Origin of the sequence: Pseudonocardia spirodelae (genome assembly GCF_037727765.1) — a bacterium.
Classification (GTDB): Bacteria; Actinomycetota; Actinomycetes; order Mycobacteriales; family Pseudonocardiaceae; genus Pseudonocardia; species Pseudonocardia spirodelae.
Map to the genome: position 1 here is coordinate 32,209 of NZ_JBBJUP010000020.1, position 21,233 is coordinate 53,441.

20 protein-coding genes are annotated in these 21,233 nt (G+C 74.9%); 5 read left to right on the plus strand and 15 right to left on the minus strand.

Annotation, left to right across the window (positions count from 1 at the left end; all coding sequences use genetic code 11):
• Positions 1 to 18 precede the first annotated feature (18 nt).
• Together WJX68_RS21215 and WJX68_RS21220 are read right to left on the minus strand one after the other, a co-directional pair.
• Positions 19 to 525, minus strand: a complete 507-nt coding sequence (locus WJX68_RS21215; RefSeq protein ID WP_340293832.1) for a DUF6912 family protein — start codon at positions 523 to 525, stop codon at positions 19 to 21.
• A 3-nt stretch (positions 526 to 528) separates the two neighbouring features.
• Entirely contained in the window at positions 529 to 1,962 is a 1,434-nt protein-coding gene (locus tag WJX68_RS21220; RefSeq protein WP_340293834.1) for a WS/DGAT/MGAT family O-acyltransferase, read from the minus strand.
• Here WJX68_RS21220 and WJX68_RS21225 point away from each other — a divergent pair.
• The 3 genes from WJX68_RS21225 (at position 1,961) to WJX68_RS21235 (ending at position 4,404) form a co-directional block, all read left to right on the plus strand.
• Positions 1,961 to 2,758, plus strand: a complete 798-nt coding sequence (locus WJX68_RS21225) for a TrmH family RNA methyltransferase (RefSeq protein WP_340293837.1) — start codon at positions 1,961 to 1,963, stop codon at positions 2,756 to 2,758. The two genes, WJX68_RS21220 and WJX68_RS21225, sit on opposite strands and share 2 nt — an antisense overlap.
• Before the next feature lie 83 nt (positions 2,759 to 2,841).
• The gene (locus WJX68_RS21230; protein ID WP_340293839.1) at positions 2,842 to 4,113 is read left to right on the plus strand and encodes an alpha-hydroxy acid oxidase; all 1,272 of its coding nucleotides are present in this window, start codon (positions 2,842 to 2,844) and stop codon (positions 4,111 to 4,113) included.
• 18 nt (positions 4,114 to 4,131) lie between these two features.
• Positions 4,132 to 4,404 carry an antitoxin gene (locus WJX68_RS21235; protein WP_340293842.1) on the plus strand — a complete coding sequence of 91 codons (273 nt, stop codon included), beginning with the start codon at positions 4,132 to 4,134 and terminating at the stop codon, positions 4,402 to 4,404.
• 91 nt (positions 4,405 to 4,495) lie between these two features.
• Here WJX68_RS21235 and WJX68_RS21240 read toward each other — a convergent pair whose 3' ends face one another.
• Positions 4,496 to 4,900: an HAD-IA family hydrolase gene (locus tag WJX68_RS21240; protein ID WP_340293845.1), complete on the minus strand. Its 405-nt coding sequence runs from the start codon at positions 4,898 to 4,900 to the stop codon at positions 4,496 to 4,498.
• A 272-nt stretch (positions 4,901 to 5,172) separates the two neighbouring features.
• Here WJX68_RS21240 and WJX68_RS21245 point away from each other — a divergent pair, with 272 nt between their 5' ends.
• The gene (locus tag WJX68_RS21245; RefSeq protein WP_340293848.1) at positions 5,173 to 5,862 is read left to right on the plus strand and encodes a sigma-70 family RNA polymerase sigma factor; all 690 of its coding nucleotides are present in this window, start codon (positions 5,173 to 5,175) and stop codon (positions 5,860 to 5,862) included.
• Here WJX68_RS21245 and WJX68_RS21250 read toward each other — a convergent pair.
• From WJX68_RS21250 to WJX68_RS21260, 3 genes are read right to left on the minus strand one after another with little or no spacing between them, the layout of a single operon-like run.
• Complete coding sequence (locus WJX68_RS21250; protein ID WP_340293850.1) at positions 5,843 to 6,607, minus strand: ABC transporter permease; 765 nt, start codon at positions 6,605 to 6,607, stop codon at positions 5,843 to 5,845. The two genes, WJX68_RS21245 and WJX68_RS21250, sit on opposite strands and share 20 nt — an antisense overlap.
• Positions 6,604 to 7,590, minus strand: a complete 987-nt coding sequence (locus WJX68_RS21255) for an ABC transporter ATP-binding protein (RefSeq protein ID WP_340293853.1) — start codon at positions 7,588 to 7,590, stop codon at positions 6,604 to 6,606. The genes WJX68_RS21250 and WJX68_RS21255 overlap by 4 nt, the downstream gene beginning before the upstream one ends.
• Before the next feature lie 17 nt (positions 7,591 to 7,607).
• Positions 7,608 to 8,126 (minus strand): MarR family winged helix-turn-helix transcriptional regulator, encoded by a 519-nt coding sequence (locus WJX68_RS21260; RefSeq protein WP_340293855.1) that lies wholly within the window; start codon positions 8,124 to 8,126, stop codon positions 7,608 to 7,610.
• A 201-nt stretch (positions 8,127 to 8,327) separates the two neighbouring features.
• Between WJX68_RS21260 and WJX68_RS21265 the strand changes: the two genes are divergently transcribed.
• Positions 8,328 to 9,092 carry an Rv3235 family protein gene (locus WJX68_RS21265; protein ID WP_340293857.1) on the plus strand — a complete coding sequence of 255 codons (765 nt, stop codon included), beginning with the start codon at positions 8,328 to 8,330 and terminating at the stop codon, positions 9,090 to 9,092.
• 24 nt (positions 9,093 to 9,116) lie between these two features.
• Here the strand turns inward: WJX68_RS21265 and secA are convergent, their stop codons facing one another.
• From secA to ahcY, 9 genes are all read right to left on the minus strand, one after another.
• Positions 9,117 to 11,960, minus strand: coding sequence for a preprotein translocase subunit SecA (gene secA / locus WJX68_RS21270; RefSeq protein WP_340293859.1), 2,844 nt, complete (start codon positions 11,958 to 11,960; stop codon positions 9,117 to 9,119).
• Positions 11,961 to 12,144: 184 nt separating this feature from the next.
• Complete coding sequence (hpf, locus tag WJX68_RS21275) at positions 12,145 to 12,804, minus strand: ribosome hibernation-promoting factor, HPF/YfiA family (protein WP_340293862.1); 660 nt, start codon at positions 12,802 to 12,804, stop codon at positions 12,145 to 12,147.
• A gap of 320 nt (positions 12,805 to 13,124) precedes the next feature.
• On the minus strand, positions 13,125 to 13,841 hold the full coding sequence (locus WJX68_RS21280) for a ComF family protein (RefSeq protein ID WP_340293864.1): 717 nt from the start codon (positions 13,839 to 13,841) through the stop codon (positions 13,125 to 13,127).
• 116 nt (positions 13,842 to 13,957) lie between these two features.
• Positions 13,958 to 15,688 carry an LpqB family beta-propeller domain-containing protein gene (locus tag WJX68_RS21285; protein ID WP_340293866.1) on the minus strand — a complete coding sequence of 577 codons (1,731 nt, stop codon included), beginning with the start codon at positions 15,686 to 15,688 and terminating at the stop codon, positions 13,958 to 13,960.
• A complete protein-coding gene (mtrB, locus tag WJX68_RS21290) occupies positions 15,685 to 17,505 on the minus strand; it encodes an MtrAB system histidine kinase MtrB (protein ID WP_422785753.1) in 1,821 nt (606 codons plus the stop codon). The genes WJX68_RS21285 and mtrB overlap by 4 nt, the downstream gene beginning before the upstream one ends.
• A gap of 28 nt (positions 17,506 to 17,533) precedes the next feature.
• Positions 17,534 to 18,211 carry an MtrAB system response regulator MtrA gene (gene mtrA, locus WJX68_RS21295; protein WP_340293868.1) on the minus strand — a complete coding sequence of 226 codons (678 nt, stop codon included), beginning with the start codon at positions 18,209 to 18,211 and terminating at the stop codon, positions 17,534 to 17,536.
• 25 nt (positions 18,212 to 18,236) lie between these two features.
• Positions 18,237 to 18,881 (minus strand): dTMP kinase, encoded by a 645-nt coding sequence (locus tag WJX68_RS21300; protein WP_340293871.1) that lies wholly within the window; start codon positions 18,879 to 18,881, stop codon positions 18,237 to 18,239.
• Between the two features lie 16 nt (positions 18,882 to 18,897).
• Positions 18,898 to 19,374, minus strand: coding sequence for an NUDIX domain-containing protein (locus WJX68_RS21305; RefSeq protein WP_340293873.1), 477 nt, complete (start codon positions 19,372 to 19,374; stop codon positions 18,898 to 18,900).
• A gap of 79 nt (positions 19,375 to 19,453) precedes the next feature.
• A complete protein-coding gene (gene ahcY / locus WJX68_RS21310) occupies positions 19,454 to 20,941 on the minus strand; it encodes an adenosylhomocysteinase (RefSeq protein ID WP_340293875.1) in 1,488 nt (495 codons plus the stop codon).
• Positions 20,942 to 21,233: the final 292 nt, after the last annotated feature.

Here is a 21,233-nt window from a genome sequence, read left to right on the forward strand (position 1 = left end):
GGCACCCGGCAGGCCCGTTCAGCCCAGCTCGACCAGGAACGGCAGCTCCGACGCGTCGTACCAGGCCAGCTCGAAATCCTCCGCCTCCCCGACGAGGAACTCCGCGTCGAGGTCGCCGAGGTCCGCCTTGTCCACCGCGCCCGACGCCTCCCGCACCGCGTGCTCCGCCTCCGGCAGGTCCACGTGCACGGCGGCGATCTTCGACAGCGGGACCGGACCGGTCACGCGCACGGCGCCGTCGTCGAGGTCCGGGCGCAGGGTCACGTCGTCGGTGTCGGCGGACACGACGACCCGGCGCGCGGGCGTGCCGTCCTCGCCGAGCCCGAACTCGACCGAGAGCAGCCGCAGCGACGCCCGCGCGGCCTCGCTCATCGCGGCGTACTCGAGCTCCTCGTCGTCACCGGCGGTGTAGGACTCGCGCAGCTTCGGCGTCAGCGCGAACGCGGTGCCGCCCAGCGGCTCGAACTGTCCCGTCTTCACGGTGCGGGCCAGCATCGGCCAGGTGGCGGGGAGGTAGATCCGCACGTGTCATCCCGTCTGTCGCAACGTCTCGAGGAGCTCCTCGAGCGACTCGTTCACCATCCCGGCGAGCACGTCCAGGTCGCCCATGGCGTCGCGGTCCCCGTTGAGGCCGTAGTAGACACCGCCGTCGTAGCTGGTCAGGCCGATCGACACGGCCTGGCCCTTCGCCAGCGGGACCACCGGGAACATCTCCAGCATCCGCGCGCCCGCCGCGTAGAGCGGGAACTGCGGGCCGGGCACGTTGGTGACGACCAGGTTGAAGAAGTGCCGCGCCATGCCGTTGGCGGCCCGCGCCCCGACGGCGTGCAGGGTCGGCGGGGCGAACCCGCCGATCCGGACGAGCGTGTCCGCGCCGACGGCGTCGCCGGTGTCGGTGTGCTCGCGCATCTGGTGGGTGACCTGGTGCAGGCGCACCAGCGGGCTGGGCTCGCCCACCGGCAGGTCGACCAGGAACGACGCCACGCGGTTGCCGAGTGAGCTGCCGGTCGCCGAGCTGGGCACGTCGCCCTCGCCGCGCACCGACAGCGGCACCAGCGCGCGCACCGACGACGACCCGCCCACCGGTTCGCCGCGCGACATCAGCCAGGTCCGCAGGGCCCCGGCGATGACGGCGAGCACGACGTCGTTGACGTCACAGCCGTAGGCCGCGCGGACCGTGCGGTAGTCCTCCAGGTCGGTGCGGGCGAGCGCGAAGCGGCGCTGGGTGGAGATCTCGGCGTTGAGCGGGAGCCCGGGGGCGCGGCGGCCCGCGGTGCGCGCCATCGTCAGGACCTTGCCCGCCGCCCCGGCGAGCTTGCCGACGGTGGCCAGCGCGTCGCCCGCGGCGACCCGGACGTTGTCGACGATCTCGGTCGGGCGGGTGACCGCCTCGGACAGCGCGTCGAGCACCAGCTGGCCGTCGGTCGGCTCCGGGCGCGGCATCCACAGCTCGTCGGGTGTGGCGCGCGGCTCGGCGGAGACGTCCAGGATCACCTGGCCGATGTCGATCGCGGAGATCCCGTCGACCATCGCCTGGTGGGTCTTGGTCAGGATCGCGACGCGCTGCCCGTGGCCCTGCGGGTCGGACAGGCCCTCGATCAGGTACATCTCCCACAGCGGACGGGTGTGGTCCAGCGGGCGCGACATCAGACGTCCGACCAGGTCGGTCAGCTGGTCCTCGCTGCCCGGACGGGGCAGCGCGGAGCGCCGCACGTGGTAGGCGATGTCGAACTCGGGGTCGTCCACCCAGACCGGGCGTGCCAGGTTCCCCGGGACGTGACGGACCTTCTGGCGGTAGCGCGGCACGAGGGCGATCCGCTGCTCGATCAGCTCGACGAGCCGGCCGTGGTCGAAGCCGTCGTCGGGGCGGTCGAACACGGCGACGCCGCCGACGTGCATCGGCGTGGTCGCCTCCTCCAGGTACAGGAAGGACGCGTCGAGGGGGGAGAGCCGGGACGGCATGGTCGCGATCCTACGTGCGCGTGGGATCGTGGCCGCCGTGACCGACCCCGCCGTCTCGCCCAAGGACCGCTTCATCACGGTGTACGGCCGCAAGCCCGTCCTCGAGGCACTCGCGGACCCCGGCCTGCAGGTCGACAAGATCGTGCTCGCCGACTCGGTGCGGGGCGGCGCCGAGCGCGAGATCACCGGTGCGGCCCGCGGGCGCGGGGTGCCCGTGCAGCGCGCGAGCGCGCAGCGGGTGAAGGTGCTCGCCGGCAACGGGCGGCACGACCAGGGGGTGCTCGCCGACGTCGTCGCGCCGCGGATGGCGCCGCTGGAGCACTTCCTGTCCGACCTCGGCACCCGGCGGCCCGCGTCGGTGCTGGTGCTCGACGCGGTGACCAACCCGTCGAACGTCGGGATGATCCTGCGCAGCGCGACGGCCGCCGGCCTGGACGGCGTGCTGCTCCCCCGCCGCGGGGTTCCCGCCATCGACCCGCTGGTCATCAAGGCCTCGGCCGGAGTGGCGTTCGCGGCGCCGGTGCTGCGCTCCGGCACCGCCGCCGAGGGGGTCGAGCTCATGCGGGCGGCCGGGTTCGGCGTGTTCGGCCTCGACGCCGGCGGGGACTCCCTGCTCGACGCGACGCTCCCGCCGCGGGTCGCGCTGGTGCTGGGCAACGAGACCGACGGTCTCACCGACCCGGTGCGCGAGCGCCTCGACGGGATCCTCTCGCTGCCGATGTACGGCGGGGTGGAGTCGCTGAACGTCGCCTCCGCCGGGGCCGTCGCCGCCTACGAGCTGCTGCGCCGGCGCTGACCCGGACCCCCCGCCGCCGCCGGCGGGAACCGGCTGTGCGCAGCGGTACGCAGAACGGCGCGCATGCTCCTAGTGTCGGGCAGATGGTGCGACGACGCATGCCCCGCCCGTCCGAGCTGGCGCCGCTGCTGCGGCCGGCCAGGCCGACCCTGGACCGCACGGCGGCCCGCCTCGCCCGCGCGTCGAGCATCGGCGACCTGCGCGAGCTGGCCCGCCGCCGGGCCCCGCGGGCGGTGTTCGACTACACCGACGGCGCCGCCGAGGACGAGGTGAGCCTGCGCCGGGCCCGCGAGGTGTGGGCGTCGGTGGAGTTCTCCCCCACCGTGCTCACCGACGTGTCGCGGGTCGACACCGGCCGCGAGATCCTCGGGGTGCGCTCCGCGCTGCCGTTCGCGCTGGCCCCGACCGGGTTCACGCGGATGATGCACACCGAGGGCGAGCGCGCCGTGGCCGCCGTCGCCGCGCGGGCCGGGATCCCCTACGCGCTGTCGACGATGGGCTCGACGACGATCGAGGGCGTCGCCGAGGCCGGCCGCGGCGGGCGGCACTGGTTCCAGCTCTACCTCTGGCGGGACCGCTCGGTCGCCCGCGAGCTGGTCTCGCGCGCCCAGGCGTCCGGGTTCGACACGCTGCTGCTCACCGTGGACACCCCGGTCGGCGGGAACCGGCGCCGCGACGCCCGCAACGGCCTGTCCATCCCGCCCGCGCTGTCGCTGCGGACCTTCCTCGACGGTGCCCGCCACCCCCGCTGGTGGTTCGACCTGCTCACCACCGAACCGCTGACCTTCGAGTCGCTCGCCGCGGGCGGCGGCACGCCGTTCGAGGTGATCAACCGGGTCTTCGACCCGGCGCTGACCCTGGACGACGTCGCCTGGCTGCGCGAGACCTGGCCCGGCACGCTGGTGGTCAAGGGCGTCCAGTCGGTCACCGACGCGCGCCGCGTCGCCGACGCGGGGGCCGACGGCGTGCTGCTGTCCAACCACGGCGGGCGCCAGCTCGACCGGGCCCCGGTGCCGGCCGAGCTGATCGAGCCGGTCGTGCAGGAGCTGGGCGACGACGCCGAGGTCCTGGTCGACACCGGCATCACCCACGGCGGCGACGTCGTCGCGGCCGTCGCGCTCGGCGCGCGCGCCGCCCTGGTCGGCCGCGCGTACCTCTACGGGCTCATGGCCGGCGGCGAGGCCGGCGTGGAGCGGGCGGTGGAGATCCTGCGGGCCGAGGTGGAGCGCACGATGCAGCTGCTCGGCGTGACCCGGGTCGAGGACCTCCGCCCGGAGCACGCACGGCTCCGTTCGTCGACGGTGACCGACCCGCACCCGAACGGGGGACGCGCCGGGCATGCGCCGGGCCGCTGAGGGCGCGACGATGTGGGCATGAGTTTCCTGGACAAGGCCAAGGAACTGCTCGGCAAGCACGACGACAAGGTCGACCAGGCCCTGAACAAGGTCGGTGACGCGGCGAAGAAGAAGTACGCCGGTCACGACGGCCACATCGACACCGCGACGAAGTTCGCGCGCGAGCGGACCGGCGCCGGCGACACCACGGCGCAGCAGCCCGGACAGCCGGGCCCCGACGGCCAGGCGCCGCCGCCCCCGGCGCCGGGCCAGCAGCCGGGCCAGGCCCCGCCGCCGCCCCCGCAGCAGTAGTCGCCACGACGTCCCGGGCGACCGCCGGGACGCCCCACGAGGCGCCGTCCGCACGACGCGGGCGGCGCCTCCGCACGTCACGGGCCGGTGCTCAGCCCTGCGCGGGTACCCCGAGCAGCACCTCGAGCTCGGCGAGGGTGCTGTCCGCGCCGGTGTGCCGGACCCCGACGGCGCCGGCCGCGGCGGCCCCGCGCACGCAGGCCGCGAGGTCGTCGACGACGACGCAGTCGGCCGCGGCCAGCTCCAGCTCCGCCGCCGCGGCGGCGAAGGCGTGGGGACTCGGCTTGCGCGCACCGCGGACCGCGCCGAGCAGCACGGTGCCGAACGCCGCGGCGACGTCGTCGGGCACGGCGTGCGCCCCGGAGAACAACGCGGTGCGCACGCCCGCGGCCGCGGCCCGGCGGGCGTAGCCGAGCAGGAGCTCGCCGTCGCCGGGCACGTCCAGGACGCCGCCGTAGTCGACGATCAGGCCGCGCAGGGCCGGTGCACCGGACATGCGGGGAACGGTACCCCGCGGCCGCACCCCGGCGCGCGACTCCGGATCACCGCGCGCACGTCCACCATGACGAGGTCGATCCACCACCACTCCACAGGGATGATATCGATCCAGCTCACGCGGCCGGTGGCAATGTCACTGTCCGAAAATCTGACTCCCGCAGCCATGTCGACGTCGCGTTTCCTGGCACTTTCCGATTAGGTGCCGCCGAGTAACCGGATGTTCTCGCTCCGCTGATAGCATTACGACGCGGTAGGCGGTACACCGAACGCGTGCGAGCGGGGACCGAGAGCCGTATCCAGCTCTGCGCGGAACGGACCCGCGCGGACGACTCCGTCATACCCGCGCCGCGTGTCCTTCCCGCCGGGATCCGCGATCCCGGCGACCTCGTCGAGCGCGGGGTGCTGCGGGCCGCCGTCGCCGGTGACCCGGACGCCGTCCGCGCGGTGCTCGCCGAGGTGCAGATCCTCGGACGGCGCCTGTCCCGGGCCCGGCTCGGCAGCCGCGACGACGGCCGGACCGACGTCGACGACGTGACGCAGGAGATCTGCCTGGCCGCCGTCCGGGCGCTGCGGGGGTTCGACGCCGACGGCGCGCTGCCCCTGCGGGCCGTGGTCATCGGCATCGCCCGGCACAAGATCGCCGACGCCGTCCGCGCGGCCGCCCGCAACCGCACCGACGCCGTCGCCGAGGTGCCGGACGCGGTCGACCAGGCGCCCCGGCCGGAGGACCTGGCCCTGGCCGCGGAGGACGCGGCCACGGTGACCCGACTGCTCGCGACGCTCGACCCGCGGCAGGCCGAGATCCTGGTGCTGCGCATCGTCGGCGGGCTGTCGGCCGAGGAGGTGGCCCGCTCCTTCGGCTCCACGGCGGGCGCGGTCCGCGTCGCGCAGCACCGGGCGCTGGCCGCCCTGCGGCTGGCGCTGGCCGCGTCCGGCGGGCTCAGTCCAGCGCCCGTCTGAGGAAGCCCCGGATCCCCAGCAGGCTGAACACCACGATCGCCACGACCGGGACGAGCACGCACACCCACAGCGGGATGTGGGGCACCTGTGGAACGAGCGAGGCGCGCAGACCCTCGCTGACGTAGGTCAGCGGGTTCAGCGCCGAGAGGACCTGGAACCAGCGCAGGTCGGCCAGGGTCAGCCACGGGTACTGCACCGAGCCGGTGAACAGCAGCGGGGTGAAGATGACCGCGAAGAGGATGTTGATCCGCCGCGGCGGGACGGCCGTCCCGATCGTCAGTCCCATCGCCGCACCGAGCAGTGCGCCGAGGACGATCATCAGCAGGGCCGGGGCCAGCCCCTCGGCCGGCCACCGGACGTCGATCATCAGCAGGCCGATCGGCACCATCAGCAGGCTCGCCAGCAGGCCCCGCAGCCCCGCGAACACGACCTTCTCCACCGCCACCGCCCAGACCGGCATCGGGGCGAGCAGCCGGTCGTCGATCTCGCGGGTCCAGGACAGCTCGAACACCAGCGGCAGCGTCACCGACTGCAGTGCGCCGAACATCGCGTTGAGCGCGATGAGGCCGGGCAGCATGATCTCGCCGTAGCCCTCGGCGACGAACCCGCCGCGCCCCAGCACGACGACGAACACCAGCAGGAAGAAGAACGGCTGCACCAGCGTCTGGGCCAGGAACGACGGCAGTTCCTTGGCCGTCACGAACACGTCGCGGCGCAGCACCGCGAGGAACGCCCGCCCGGTCATCGCAGGTCCCGTCCCGTCAGGTCGATGAACACGTCCTCCAGCGTCGCCTGCCCCAGGCTGACGTCGCGCACGGCCGCCCCGTGCCGGCCGAGCAGGTCGACGACCGGCGCGAGGAGCCCGGCGGGCTCGCCGACGACCGACAGCCGGAACGCGGTGGCCCCGGTGTCGTCGCCGGGGCCGCGGCCCGCCGGCGTCTCGGCGCGGGCGACGCCGTCGAGCTCCGCCAGCGCCGCGCGCAGCGGCTCGGCACCGCCCGGGCCGGGGTCGGCCGAGACCTCGACGGTGGCGCTGCCCGGCAGCCCGCGGACCAGCGCGTCCGGGGTGTCGAGGGCCAGCAGGCGGCCGTGGTCGACGATGCCGATCCGGTCGGAGAGCTTGTGCGCCTCGTCCATGTCGTGCGTGGTCAGCACGACGGTGACGCCCTCGTCGCGCAGGCCGCGGATCTGGTCGTGCACGAACAGCCGGGCCTGCGGGTCCAGGCCGGTGGACGGCTCGTCGAGGAACAGCACCTCGGGCCGGTGCATCAGGCCGCGGGCGATCATGACGCGCTGCGCCTGCCCGCCGGACAGGTCGTCGGCGACCGACCGCGCCTTGTCGGTCAGGCCCATCCGCTCCAGCAGCTCGTCGGCCCGGCGGTTGCGCTCGGCCCGCCCGACGCCGTGGTAGGCGGCGTGGAAGACGAGGTTGTCGCGGACCCCGAGCGAGCGGTCCAGGTTCTGGCGCTGCGGGACGACGGCCAGCTTCGCGCAGACGGCGACGGCGTCGGCGCGCACGTCGAGACCGGCGACGCGCGCCGTGCCCGACGTCGGCACGACCCGGGTCGTGAGCACGCCGACGGTGGTCGTCTTGCCCGCCCCGTTCGGTCCGAGCAGCCCGAACACCTCGCCCTCGGCGACGGAGAACGACAGTCCGTCCACCGCGTTGGCGCGTGCCTTCGGATAGCGCTTCACGAGGTCGACCACCTCGACCGCCGTCCGTCCCATCGCACCCCCCGTACCGGTCACCCGTGGCGATCCTGCTCCAGGTCGGCGATCACCGCGAGCAGATACCCGCGGACGGCCTCGTCCAGCCCGTCCGGCGGCTCGCGCAGCCAGGGGCCGCGGGAGTCGGCGCGCGCGGCCCGCCAGCGGTCCCGCCCGGCGACGGTGAGCGCGACGGGCCGGACGCGCCGGTCGACGGGGTCGGCGCGGCGCTCGACCAGGCCCGCGCCCTCCAGCGTGTCGACGACGGGGGTCAGGCTGGTCGGCGCGACGCGCACCCGGGCAGCGAGCTCGCGCTGGGCCAGCCCGCCGGTGCGGGCCAGGGTGTCGAGCACCGCGAACCCGGTGACGCCGAGGCCGTGCGACCCCGTACGACGGCGGCGGTCGGCCAGCACCGCCGCGCCCGCCCGCACGACGAGGTCGGCCAGCGACTCCGGCGGCGCGTCGCCCGGACCCGGCGGCGCGACGAGGCGGGGCGGGCTCAGGTCGAGGCCGCGCCGGGCACGGCCGGCGCCGGGTGCGGGCTGCGGGGCGGGCATCGCGGCAGGCTAGGCCGCACGGTGTGCGGCCGGGCCGCGGTGGGCGGGACCGGTCGCGGTCGCGAACGGCGCGGTCGGCCCGCACCGGCACCGGCACCGGCACCGGACCGTGCGCCGGCGGATGATCCGGGGCCGGACGGTCCGGTGGCGGATCCGGACGGGCCTCGGTGGCCCGGCCCCACCCGGCCGCAGTCTCGGCACGTGACCACGACGATCGGCGCTCCGACACCCACCGCGGCGGCGACCACCGCCGCCCCGGCCCCGGCGACCGCGCCCCGGACGGCCGCCGTCCCGCCGAGCGCCGCTCCCGCGCAGCCGCCCCCGGCCACGGGCCCCGGACCCGTCCCGTGCGGCAGCGGGATCGGCACGCCCGGCGGCCCCGGTGACGGGGTCGCCCCGCGGGGCGGCACGGTGCTCGTCGCCACCTGCCCCGGCGACGGGCCCGACGTGCTCCCGCCGTGGCTCGTCGTCGTCCTGCCCGGAGGGTTCCGCATGTCCGGCGGGCCGGCGCCGGCGCCCCCGCCGGTCCGCGCCGCAGCGACACCGCCGGCCGCGCCGACCGGGCCGACCGGGCCGGGAGCCGGGAGCGCGCCGCCGGACGCCGCGCGGGTCCGATCCGCGGCCGTGGAGCTCGTGCGGGTGGTCACCGAGGTGCTGGCCGGGCGCCGCCCGCCCGCGACCCTGACCGCCGTGACCGCCCCACCGGTACGCCGCTACCTCGCCGCCGCCCGCTCCGTGCCCCCGGCCCGGCCACCGCGCGGGCGGGCCGGCCCCGGCGGGCGGGCCCGCGCACCGGGCTGCGCGACCCCGCGACGGCCACCGCGGGTGCACGTCGCCCACCCCGCGCCGGACGCGGCCGAGGTGTGCGCGACCGTCACCGTCGCCGGGCGGCTGCGGGCGCTGGCGCTGCGGCTGGACCGCGCACCGGACGGCCGGTGGCTCGCCACCGCCGTCCGGCTGCTGTGAGACCCGCCCGCGGCCCCGGCGACCTCAGCGCCTGCGGCGGTTCGCCTTCTCCGCCCGGCGGCGGTCGGCCCGGTTGACCCCCGCGCCGCCGTCGTGGCCGTTGGCCGCCACGGCGCCGGAGTTCCCGCGGGCCGGGGCCGCATAGCGACCGGTCCGGCCGGTGCCGGGAGCGGGCGCGCCGCCCTCGCCGCGACGGGCGACGCCGCCGTCCTCACCCGGGCCGCTGTACTGCAGGTTCTGCGGCGGGCTGGTGCGGAACAGGTTCGGCAGCACGACCGTCGACTCGGCCGGGTCCTCGGCGGGCACGCGGCGCACGACGGGGATCTCGGTCGTCTCCGGTTCCGCCTCCTGCACGGGGGCAGCCGGCTGCTGGACCTGCACGACCACGTTGAACAGGTGGCCGATCGTCTCCTCCTTGATGCCCTCGAGCATCGCGGAGAACATGTCGAACCCCTCGCGCTGGTACTCGATCACCGGGTCGCGCTGGGCCATGGCCCGCAGCCCGATGCCCTCCTTGAGGTAGTCCATCTCGTAGAGGTGCTCGCGCCACTTGCGGTCGATGACCTGCATGAGGACCTGCCGCTCGAGCTCGCGCATGCCGCCCTGCGGCCCGATGAGCGCGTCGATCTCGGCCTCGCGGCGCGCGTAGGCGGCCTCGGCGTCGGCGAGGATCGTCTTCTCCAGCTCCTCGGCGGAGAGGTCGTCGACGTCCTCGGCGACGGTGCGCCAGTCCAGCGACACCGGGTACAGGCCCTTGAGGGCGGTCCAGAGCTTCTCGAGGTCCCAGTCCTCGGAGTAGCCCTCGGCGGTGGCGCCGGTGACGTAGCCGTGGACGACGTCCTCCAGCATGTTGCGCGTCTGGCGCTGGACGTCCTCGCCGTCGAGTACCCGGCGGCGCTCGTCGTAGATGACCTTGCGCTGCTGGTTGAGGACCTCGTCGTACTTGAGGACGTTCTTGCGGATCTCGAAGTTCTGCTGCTCGACCTGGGTCTGCGCGCTGCGGATGGCGCGCGTGACCATCTTGGCCTCGATCGGCACGTCGTCCGGCAGGTTGAACCGGTTCATGATCGACTCGACGACGTGGCCGTTGAAGCGGCGCATCAGCTCGTCACCGAGCGAGAGGTAGAACCGCGACTCGCCGGGGTCGCCCTGGCGGCCGGAGCGGCCGCGGAGCTGGTTGTCGATGCGCCGGGACTCGTGGCGCTCGGTGCCGAGCACGTAGAGCCCGCCCGCGGCGCGCACCTCGTCGGCCTCGGCCTTGACCTGCTTGCGCATCCGGTCGAGGACGGCGTCCCACGCGGCCTCGTACTGCTCGCGGGTCTCGACCGGGTCCAGGCCCTGGCTCCGCAGCTCCAGGTCCGCGAGGAACTCGGGGTTGCCGCCGAGCATGATGTCGGTACCGCGGCCCGCCATGTTGGTGGCGACGGTGACGGCGCCCGCGTGCCCGGCCTGGGCGATGATCTGCGCCTCGCGCGCGTGGTTCTTCGCGTTGAGCACCTCGTGCGGCACGCCGCGGCGCAGCAGCAGCTTCGCCAGGTACTCCGACTTCTCGACGCTCGTGGTGCCGATCAGGACCGGCTGGCCCTGCTGGTGCTTCTCGGCGATGTCGTCGGCGACGGCCTCGAACTTGGCGGGCTCGGTCTTGTAGATGAGGTCGGCCTGGTCGGCGCGCACCCGCGGCCGGTTCGGCGGGATCGAGACGACCGACATCTTGTAGATCTCGTGGAGCTCGGCGGCCTCGGTCTGGGCCGTACCGGTCATGCCGGCGAGCTTGTCGTAGAGCCGGAAGAAGTTCTGCAGCGTGATCGTCGCCAGGGTCTGGTTCTCCGGCTTGATCTCGACGCCTTCCTTGGCCTCGATCGCCTGGTGCATGCCCTCGTTGTAGCGACGCCCGGCGAGCACACGGCCGGTGAACTCGTCGACGATCAGGACCTCGCCGTCGTTGACGATGTAGTCCTTGTCCTTCTTGAACAGCTCCTTGGCCTTGACGGCGTTGTTCAGGTAGCCGACCAGGGGGGTGTTCGCGGACTCGTAGAGGTTGTCGATGCCGAGCTGGTCCTCGATCAGCGCGACACCCTCCTCCGTGATGCCGACGGTGCGCTTGCGCTCGTCGACCTCGTAGTGGATGTCCTTGGACAGCATCGGCGCCAGGCGGGCGAACTCCTGGTACCAGCGGGCGCTCTGCTCGGCCGGCCCGGAGATGATCAGCGGAGTGCGGGCCTCGTCGATGAGGATCGAGTCCGCCTCGTCGACGATCGCGAAGTTGTGCCCGCGCTGCACCATGTCGGCGGCGTTCCACGCCATGTTGTCGCGCAGGTAGTCGAAGCCGAACTCGTTGTTCGTGCCGTAGGTGACGTCGCAGGCGTACTGCTCGCGGCGCTGCGCGGGGGTCATCTCCGAGAGGATCACGCCGACGGTGAGGCCGAGCCAGCGGTGGATGCGGCCCATGGTCTCGGAGTCGCGCTTGGCGAGGTAGTCGTTCGTGGTGACCACGTGCACGCCGTCGCCGGGGATGGCGTTGAGGTAGACCGCCAGGGTCGAGGTCAGGGTCTTGCCCTCACCGGTACCCATCTCGGCGACGTTGCCCATGTGCAGCGCGCCGGCACCCATCAGCTGCACCGTGAACGGCCGCTGGCCCAGCGTGCGCTGCGCGGCCTCGCGGACCGCGGCGAAGGCCTCGGGCAGCAGCTCGTCGAGCGACTCGCCGTCGGCGTGACGGCGGCGGAACTCCTCGGTCTTGGCGCGCAGCTGCGTGTCGGTGAGGCCCTCGAACTCGGGCTCCAGTCCGTCGATGTGCGCGGCGATCTTCGCGAGCCGCTTCACCAGCTTGGTCTCGCCGGCCCGGAGGAGTCGACTCAGGAAGGGCACTGCCGACCTCATTCACGTCGCGGTCAGGACACGGGGCCTGCACCCCGCCCCGGCTCCGCGACACGCACGGACGCGGCGGACGGGCCCGGCCCCGCCGTCCATGGTACGGGCACCCCGGGAGCGGTCCGCGCCGCGGCGGGGAGGTGCTCCCCGCCGCAGCGCGGCCACCGCCGGTCGCCGGGACTCAGCCGCCGAGCCGGATCACGCCGTAGTCGTAGCCGCGGCGGCGGTAGACCACCGAGGCGCGGCCGGTGTCGCTGCAGGAGAACAGGTAGAAGTCGTGGCCGACGAGCTCCATCCGCGAGAGCGCCTCGTCGACGGTCATCGGCGCGGCCGGGTGCGACTTCTCCCGCACGATGCGCCCGGGCCGGTACTCGGCCTCCCACTGCTGTTCCAGGCGGAGCAGCTCGCCGTCGGAGAGGGACTCGTCGTGGCCGCGGGGCGAGGGGATGACGTCGGCCACCGGCGGCGCCTGCTCCATGAGCGCGACGGCCGAGGCGTCGGCGGCGGCACGGGAGGCGGCCACGCGGTCGCGGCGGCTGGGCTTGCGGCGGTCGTGGGAGCGGCGCAGGCGTTCGGCGAGCTTGCCGACGGCCATGTCGAGCGCGGCGTAGAAGTCGGCGGCGGTCGCCTCGGCGCGGGCGACGGCTCCGCAGCCGCCGCGGCCGGTGATCTCGACGCGCTGGCAGGACTTCTGCTGGCGGCGGTTCGGCTCGTGGAAGAGCTCGACCTCCATTCCGACGATCTTGTGGTCGTGGCGTTCCAGGCGGCTGAGCTTCTCCTGGACCAGGCCACGGAAGTGCTCCGGCACCTCGACGTTCCGGCCGGTGACGACGATCTCCACTCGAACATCCCTCGCTTCAGTCGTGCTGAACCCGGGACCCGACGACGGCCCCGGGGGGTGGGCTCGCGGTCGTTCCTCCTGATGTGGTAGCGGTCGGAGTTCAGCGGACGTTATCGGGAAATCCCCCTCCGGGACAGGTCGTTCGTCGACCCGACCGTGGGACGCCCCGTCGCTTACGAACGCGGTCCGCGACGACCGTCCGGCACCCGGGTGACGGCGCGCGCGGGCACCACCGTGCTCACCTCCCGATCGCCGCGACGGCCGCCACTGTGGACGTTCACGGGCCCGCTCCGTCGCCCGGCGAACGGGTGTGACAGCGGTCACATGCGGTGCGGGCGGGCGGACGAGGCGTCCGCGAGCAGCACCGCACCGGCCGCGGGCAGACCGGCCCCGGCCAGCACCGCGGCGCAGGCCCGCAGCGTCGCGCCGGTGGTCACCACGTCGTCGACGACGAGGACCGCCTCCCCCGGTGCCGCGGGGACGGGGGTGCCCACCGCCCGCAGCGCGTCCGCCAGGTTCGCCGCGCGGCCGGCCGCGTCGAGGCCGACCGAGTCGCGCGCCCGGCGGTGCAGGGCGAGCACCGGGTCGGCACGCGCGGGCAGCCCGGCCGCGGTCAGCCGCGGCGCCAGCGCCCGGCACAGGCGCAGCACGTGGTCGCCGCCCCGGGCCCGCGCCGCCGACGGCCGCGACGGCGCCGGCACCAGCCGCACCGCGGTGGGGTCGGCCGTCGCGGGACGGGGCACGAGCACCGCGGCCACCGGCTCGACGAGCAGCCCGGCCAGGTCCGGCGCGAGGTCGCGGCGGCCGCGCTCCTTGTACGCGAGCACCGCGCGGCGCAGCGGGCCGCCGTACCGCCCGGCCACGGCCACCCGGCCCGCTCCGGGCACCCGGACCGGCAGCGGCCCCGCCGTGTCCTGCGCGCACGCCGGGCACCAGCCCCCGGACCCCGGCGGCCCCGCCCCGCACCCGCCGCAGGTCCGGGGCAGCACGAGGTCGAGCAGGGCGGCGAGCGGGGCGGGGGCACGGGTACCGGTCACGGCCCGATCCTGTCCCGCGGCGCCGACACCGGAGAGCGTGCCGGCCCCGCCCGGCGGCAGTCGTCCACAGGCCGGGAGGTTGTCCACAGGCCGGGGACGGAGCCGTCGCGGCGGCCTCAGCCGGGGTAGAACGGGGACGCCGCGGTGGATCCGCCACCGGCCTGCTGCCAGGCGTCCAGCTCACCGCCGGAGTAGCTCCACAGCCCGGTCCGGTCGGTCACGTACAGCGGCCGGCCGGGCGCCGCGGCGACCTGGCGCAGCGGGGCGGTGAGGTTCGCCGAGGGCAGCTGGCCGAGCTGCAGCCCGTCCACGCCCACGTCGGCCATCGGGCGGTCGGAGTCCGAGGCGACCGCGAGCCGGTCCGCGGACCGCCAGTCGACCGACACCACGTCGTCCAGCTCGCCGGGCCGCAGCCGGCGCAGCGGACCGACCGCGACCTCGCCGGCCCGGCCCTCGACCGGCACGATCGGCCCGACGAGCAGGGCCCCGTCCACGACGACGGCGATCCGGCCGCCCTCCCGGGCCAGCGCGAGGTCCCCGACCCGGCCCAGCGGCGCGAGCGGGCCGAGGTCGAGCGGCGCCTCGACCGGCGGGGCGTCCGCGGGGACCAGCACGCGGCGCAGCCGGCCGTCGGCGACCGCCCAGATCTCGTCCCCGGCCCCGCTCCAGCTCAGCGCGGTCACCTCCGCGCCGGAGACCGGGGTCGCCGTGAGCTCGCCGCCCAGCGGGCCGGTGAGCAGCCGCTGGGTCCCGGTCGCCTCCCGCGAGACGACGGCGATCCGGTTGCCGACCGCCGACGCGGCGGCCGCGGTGACGTCGAACGAGCCGTTCCCGGCCTGCCCGGCCACCGGCGCGCTCGCACCGTTCCCGGTGAGCTGGCGGACCCGGCCGCCGTCGACGACGTAGGGGAAGGCGGGCGGGCGGGCCGTCCCGGCGACACGCGCGTCGTAGTCGGCGGCGGCGACGGTCGGGCGCCCGGGCAGCAGCGCCTCGCCGTCGGCGCGCAGCTCCACCCGCGGGATCCCGACCCCGCCCAGGGTCTGGGCGACCTGCGCGGCCAGCGTGTCCCGGTCCGCGGTCGACAGCCCCGACACCCCGGTGAGGTCGACCGTCGCCGTGCCCGCGGCCGGGTCGGTGGTCGTGGAGCGGATCCGCGCCGTCGCCGGGAACATCGTCAGCGCGGCACCGGCCAGCCCCGCGGACGGCCCGCGCCGCAGCACGTCGACCGCGTCGAGCGCCAGCTCGTCGGGCCGCCCGCTGCGGACGTAGTGGGTGTCGGGCAGCAGCGTGCCGCGGGTCGGGTCCACGAACCAGGCCTGCATCTGCCGGTAGTGCACGACGAAGTCCGACAGCCGCACCAGCACCCCGGGCGGCGGGCGGTCGATCCGCCAGCGCTCGCCCTCCCGGACGACGCCGACGTCGATCTCGACCCGCTGCGGCGACGCCTCGAACGCCCCGCCCGGCGTCACCGTCCCGAGCCGGGTGCCGCGCACCCGCACGACCATCCGGCCGGGGCCCGCGGTGGCGTTCTCCGGCGAGACGATCGTGTCGAACCGCTCGGACAGGACGGTGAGCGAGGCGCCGTCGTCCCAGTCCGACGCCGAGGCGGTCAGGTAGCGACGGGCCTGCGCGTGCCGGTCGTCGGGCGCCCCGGAGCGGTAGACGAAGCCGCGGACCAGGCCGAGCGGGTCGCCGTCCTCGATCGGGCCGGTCAGCCCGGCCCGGGCCTCCTGCTCGCCCTGGCGCAGGACCTGCACGTCGGACTGCTGGGGCACCGTCGCGCAGCCGGCGAGCACCGCCGCGCAGAGCAGGACCAGCAGCGCGCCCGCCAGCCGCCGGGCGCTCACCGGTCGCCCCCGGGGTCCATGATGGCGCGCTCGGCGGGCTGCATCGGGGCGTGCTCGTCGCCGCGCAGCTGCCAGAGGTCGTCCTCGCGCGGCTCGGGCAGGTCGTCCTGGGTGCCGGGCGCGGACCGGCCGATGCCGCGCGGCGGCGTGGGCACCGAACCGGCGTGGCGGCGCCCGGGGTCGTCCTCCCGTGCGGCGGCGGGCGGGCCGAGCGGCAGCGGCGAGGCCGAGATGTGCCCGCCGACGGCGCGGGGCAGGGTGAGCCGGAAGGCCGAGCCGTTGCCCGGCTCGCCCCAGGCCTGCAGCCAGCCGCCGTGCAGCCGGGCGTCCTCGATGCTGATCGACAGCCCCAGCCCGGTGCCGCCGCTGCGCCGCGCGCGGGACTCCTCGGCCCGCCAGAAGCGGTTGAACACGAGGTCCGCCTCGCCCGGGCGCAGGCCGACGCCGTGGTCGCGCACGACGACGGCGACCGCGGACGCGTCGCCGGCCAGCGTCACCTCGACGGGGCGCCCCTCGCCGTGGTCGATGGCGTTGGCGACGAGGTTGCGCACGATCCGCTCGACCCGGCGCGGGTCGGCCTCGGCCTGCTCGACGGACGGCAGGTCCAGGACGAGCTCGGTGCCGGCGTCCGCGGCGATGCCGCGCACGGCGTCGACCGCGCGGCGCACCACCGCGGACAGGTCCACCCGCTCGGCGCCCAGCTCCGCCACGCCGGCGTCGAGCCGGGAGATCTCCAGCAGGTCGGCGAGCAGCTCCTCGAACCGGTCCAGCTCGGTGACCAGCAGCTCCGAGCTGCGGCGCAGGGCCGGGAGCAGCTCGTCGCGGGAGGCGTAGAGCACGTCGGCGGCCATCCGGACGGTGGTCAGCGGGGTGCGCAGCTCGTGGCTCACGTCGGAGGTGAAGCGCCGCTGCAGCGCGCCGAACTCCTCGAGCTGGGCGATCTGGGCGGCCAGGCTGCCGGCCATCTCGTTGTAGGACTCGGCGAGCCGGGCGACCTCGTCCTCCCCGCGCACGGCCATGCGTTCGTCGAGGTGCCCGCCGGCGAAACGCTCGGCGACGTCGGCCGCCTGCCGGATGGGCCGCACGACCTGGCGGGTCACCAGGCTGGCGATCGCGGCGAGCAGCACCAGCAGCACGAGCCCGCCGACGATCAGCGTGCTCTGCACCAGCCCGAGCGTGCGGTCCTCGCCGGAGAGCGGGAACAGCAGGTAGAACTGCAGCTCCCGGCCCGCGGTGGCGATCTTCTGGCCGATGACCAGGGTCGGGACGCCGTCGACGGTCGTGTACTGGCGGTTCAGGCTGTCCACCGAGCCGCGCGCGGTGGTGTCCTGCTGGCTGGCGGTGACCTGGGAGACGTCGCCGGCCGACACCTCCGGCCCGTTGGCCGAGCCGGTCGTGAGCACCACGCTGAACTCGCCGGCCGAGTCCGAGCGGCCGGGCCCGGTGGTGTCGGTGATGCGGGTGAGCGCGTCGTCGAGGACGTCCTGCGCGCCCTCGCGGTCCGGGTCGACCGTCGCGAGCTGGCCCTCCAGCGCCTGCCGGTTCGCGTCGGACTGGGCGATGGCCGCGTCCAGTTTGCTCTGCAGCAGGCGCTCGGCGATCTCGCTCTGCAGCACCAGGCCGAGTACCAGCACGACGGCGGAGGACAGCGCGAGCGTCGAGGTGACGACCCGCAGCTGCAGCGAGCGCCGCCAGGACGCGGCGATCAGCGCGCCGAGCTCGAGCGCCTGGGCCCGCAGCGGCGCCAGCGCACGCGCGAGCCGTCGCACGCCGGGCCGGTCGGCCACCCACGTGCGCAGCCCGCGTCGCCGCGTCACCACGGCGGACGTGCCCGGACGCGGCCGGTCACGGAGGACCGGCCTTGTACCCCACCCCGCGGACGGTCAGGACCACCTCGGGGCGCTCCGGGTCCCGCTCGACCTTGGACCGGAGCCGCTGCACGTGCACGTTCACCAGCCGGGTGTCCGCGGCGTGCCGGTAGCCCCACACCTGCTCCAGCAGGACCTCGCGGGTGAACACCTGGCGCGGCTTGCGGGCCAGCGCGACCAGCAGATCGAACTCCAGCGGGGTCAGCGCGATCGGCTTCCCCTCGCGGGCGACCTGGTGCGCCGGGACGTCGATGTCGATCTCGCCGATGGACAGCTGCTCGGCGGGCTCGGCGTCGTTGCGCCGGACCCGGGCCCGGATCCGCGCGACGAGCTCCTTGGGCTTGAACGGCTTCACGACGTAGTCGTCGGCGCCGGACTCGAGCCCGAGCACGATGTCCACGGTGTCGCTCTTCGCCGTCAGCATGACGATCGGGACGCCGGACTCGGCGCGGATGGCGCGGCAGACGTCGATGCCGTTCATGCCGGGCAGCATCAGGTCCAGCAGCACCACGTCCGGCTGGGTGTCGCGGACGGCGGGCAGCGCCCGCGTCCCGTCGGACACGACGGCGGTCTCGAACCCCTCGCCCCGCAGCACGATGGTGAGCATCTCGGCCAGGGCCGGGTCGTCGTCGACCACCAGTACGCGCGACTTCATGTCCGTCACTATCCCAGCCCCCTGATCAGCACCCGTGCAGCAGGGCGGGCAGCAGCGCCGACGGGGCGGCGGCCGGGCCGTCGAGGACCGTCCACGGGCTCAGCCAGCCGGCCGCCGCGAGGGCGCGGTAGACGGCGTCGGTGCGGGCCTGCAGACCGTCGTCGCTCTCGTAGGCGTCGCGGGCGCGGCCGGGCTCGGTGGCCTCCCGCGACCGCGCGCGCTCGGCGGCGACCTCGCGGGGCGGGGCGAGCAGCAGCTGGTGGTCGGGCCGCGGGATCCCGAAGCGGCCGAGCTCCAGCTCGCGGACCCAGCCGACGACCTCGCCCGCGGCGTCCTGCCCGAGGCGGGCGGCGCTGTAGGCGGCGTTGGAGGCGACGTAGCGGTCGACGAGCACGACGTCGTGGCGCTCCAGCGCGGACCGCAGGCCGTCCGCGGCGGCGCGGCGGTCGAGGGCGAACAGCACCGCCATCGCGTGCACCGAGGAGGCGAGGTCGCCCATCCGCCCGTAGAGCGCGTCGCGGGCCAGCTCGGCGTGCACGTCGTCGTCGTAGCGGGGGAAGGCGAGCGTGGTCACCGCGGCGCCGTGCCCGCGCAGCCCCGCGACCAGCTGCGTGGTGAACGTGCGCTTGCCCGCGCCGTCCAGCCCCTCGACGATCACCAGTCTCCCCACGGCGGTCGAGGGTAGGTCAGGCACCGATCGCCGAGACGGTGGGCCAGCTCGTCGCGAACCCGGGGTGCAGCTCCAGCTCGCCGAGCCGGTCGGTGCGCACCCAGCGCAGCTCGGTGCTCTCCGCGCCGCGCACCCGCACCGGCGGCGCGGCGGCCGCCCGCACGACGACGGTGGTGTAGCTCCAGCCGCCGTGGTCGTCGACGAACGCCTGCACCGGCTCCAGCGCGGTGGTGTCGAGGGTGCTCTCCTCGACGGCCTCGCGCAGCGCCGCGGCCGCGGCGTCCTCGCCGTGGTCGCGGGCGCCGCCGGGGATGCCCCAGGTCCCGCCGTGGTGGCTCCAGGACGCCCGGTGCTGCAGCAGGATGCGGTCGACCCCGGCCGGGTCGGTGGCGTCGCGGTGGCGCACCAGCAGCCCGGCCGCACCGAACAGCCCCCAGTGCCGGTGGCCCCGGTCGCAGCGCACCCACCCGTCACCGGACCCCGCCTCGATCATCACCTCGACGGTAACCCCCGGACACGCCGACGGCGCGCCGGCCCGTGCGGGGCCGACGCGCCGTCGGGGGTGGTGGTGCTCAGTACCGGTAGTGCTCGGGCTTGTAGGGCCCCTCGACGTCGACGCCGATGTACTCCGCCTGGTCCTTGGAGAGCTTGGTCAGCTCGCCACCGAGGGCCTGCACGTGGATGCGCGCGACCTTCTCGTCCAGGTGCTTCGGCAGCCGGTAGACGTCCTTGTTGTACTCCTCGTGCTTGGTGAACAGCTCGATCTGCGCGATCACCTGGTTGGAGAAGCTGTTGGACATCACGAACGACGGGTGGCCGGTCGCGTTGCCCAGGTTCATCAGCCGGCCCTCGGACAGCACGATGATCGAGTGCCCGTCCGGGAACACCCACTCGTCGACCTGCGGCTTGATGTTGATCTTGCGGATGCCCTCGACGCGGCCGAGGCCGGCCATGTCGATCTCGTTGTCGAAGTGCCCGACGTTCGCGACGATCGCCTGGTTCTTCATGCGCTTCATCAGGTCGACCGTGACGATGTCCTTGTTGCCGGTCGCGGTCACGACGATGTCGGCCTTCTCGATGACGTTCTCGAGGGTGTTGACCTCGTGGCCCTCGAGCAGCGCCTGCAGGGCGCAGATCGGGTCGACCTCGGCGACGATGACGCGCGCGCCCTGCCCGGCCAGCGCCTCGACCGAGCCCTTGCCGGTGTCGCCGTAGGCGGCGACGACCGCGACCTTGCCGCCGAGCAGCACGTCGGTGGCGCGGTTCAGGCCGTCCACCAGCGAGTGGCGGATGCCGTACTTGTTGTCGAACTTCGACTTGGTGACCGAGTCGTTGACGTTGATCGCCGGGAACAGCAGCTCGCCGCGCTCGGCCAGCTGGTACAGGCGGTTGACGCCGGTGGTGGTCTCCTCGGTGACGCCGCGGATGTCGGAGTTGATCGTCGTCCAGCGCTGCGGGTCCTCGGCGAGGCTGCGGCGCAGGGTGTCGAACACGACCCGCTCCTCGTCGGAGACGGTGAGGTCGTCGTCGTCGAAGGTCGGCACGACGCCGGTCTTCTCGAACTCGACGCCCTTGTGCACGAGCAGGGTGGCGTCGCCGCCGTCGTCGAGGATCATGTTCGGGCCGACGATGTTGCCGTCGGCGTCACGGAACTTGAACAGCTGCTCGGTGCACCACCAGTAGTCCTCCAGGGACTCGCCCTTCCAGGCGAAGACCGGCACGCCCTTCGGCTCCTCGGGGGTGCCGTGCGGGCCGACGACGGTCGCCGCGGCGGCGTAGTCCTGGGTGGAGAAGATGTTGCAGGACACCCAGCGCACGTCGGCGCCGAGCGCGACCAGCGTCTCGATCAGGACGGCGGTCTGGGTGGTCATGTGCAGCGAGCCGGCGATCCGCGCGCCGGTCAGCGGCTTGGACTCCCCGTACTCGCGGCGCAGGTCGATCAGGCCCGGCATCTCGTTCTCGGCGAGCCGGATGTCCTTGCGGCCGTACTCCGCCTCGGAGATGTCGGCGATCGCGAAGTCCAGGCCGCCGGCGTGCTGCAGCTTCGGGTGATCGGTCATGGGGTGGGTGCGCCTCCTCAGGCTTCTCTCGTCGCGGGACGGTCCGGACGACGGGTTCGCCCCGGCGGGGAGGAGGCGCGGGACACGGGGGTCACGGAAGCCTCCCTCCTCGTCGGAGACAGGCGCCCTTTCCTTCGTCCGTGCCGGCCGGGCCCGAGCGTGGCGGCCGGCCCCGGACGGGGCGGCCGCTGCAGCGCCTCTCGGCGCCCGGCGATCTCGCGTTCCCCATGGTTCCGAGACGCCGCGGAGGTGTCAACCGGACGGTGACCGACCCGGCACCCGTCCGGGTGGG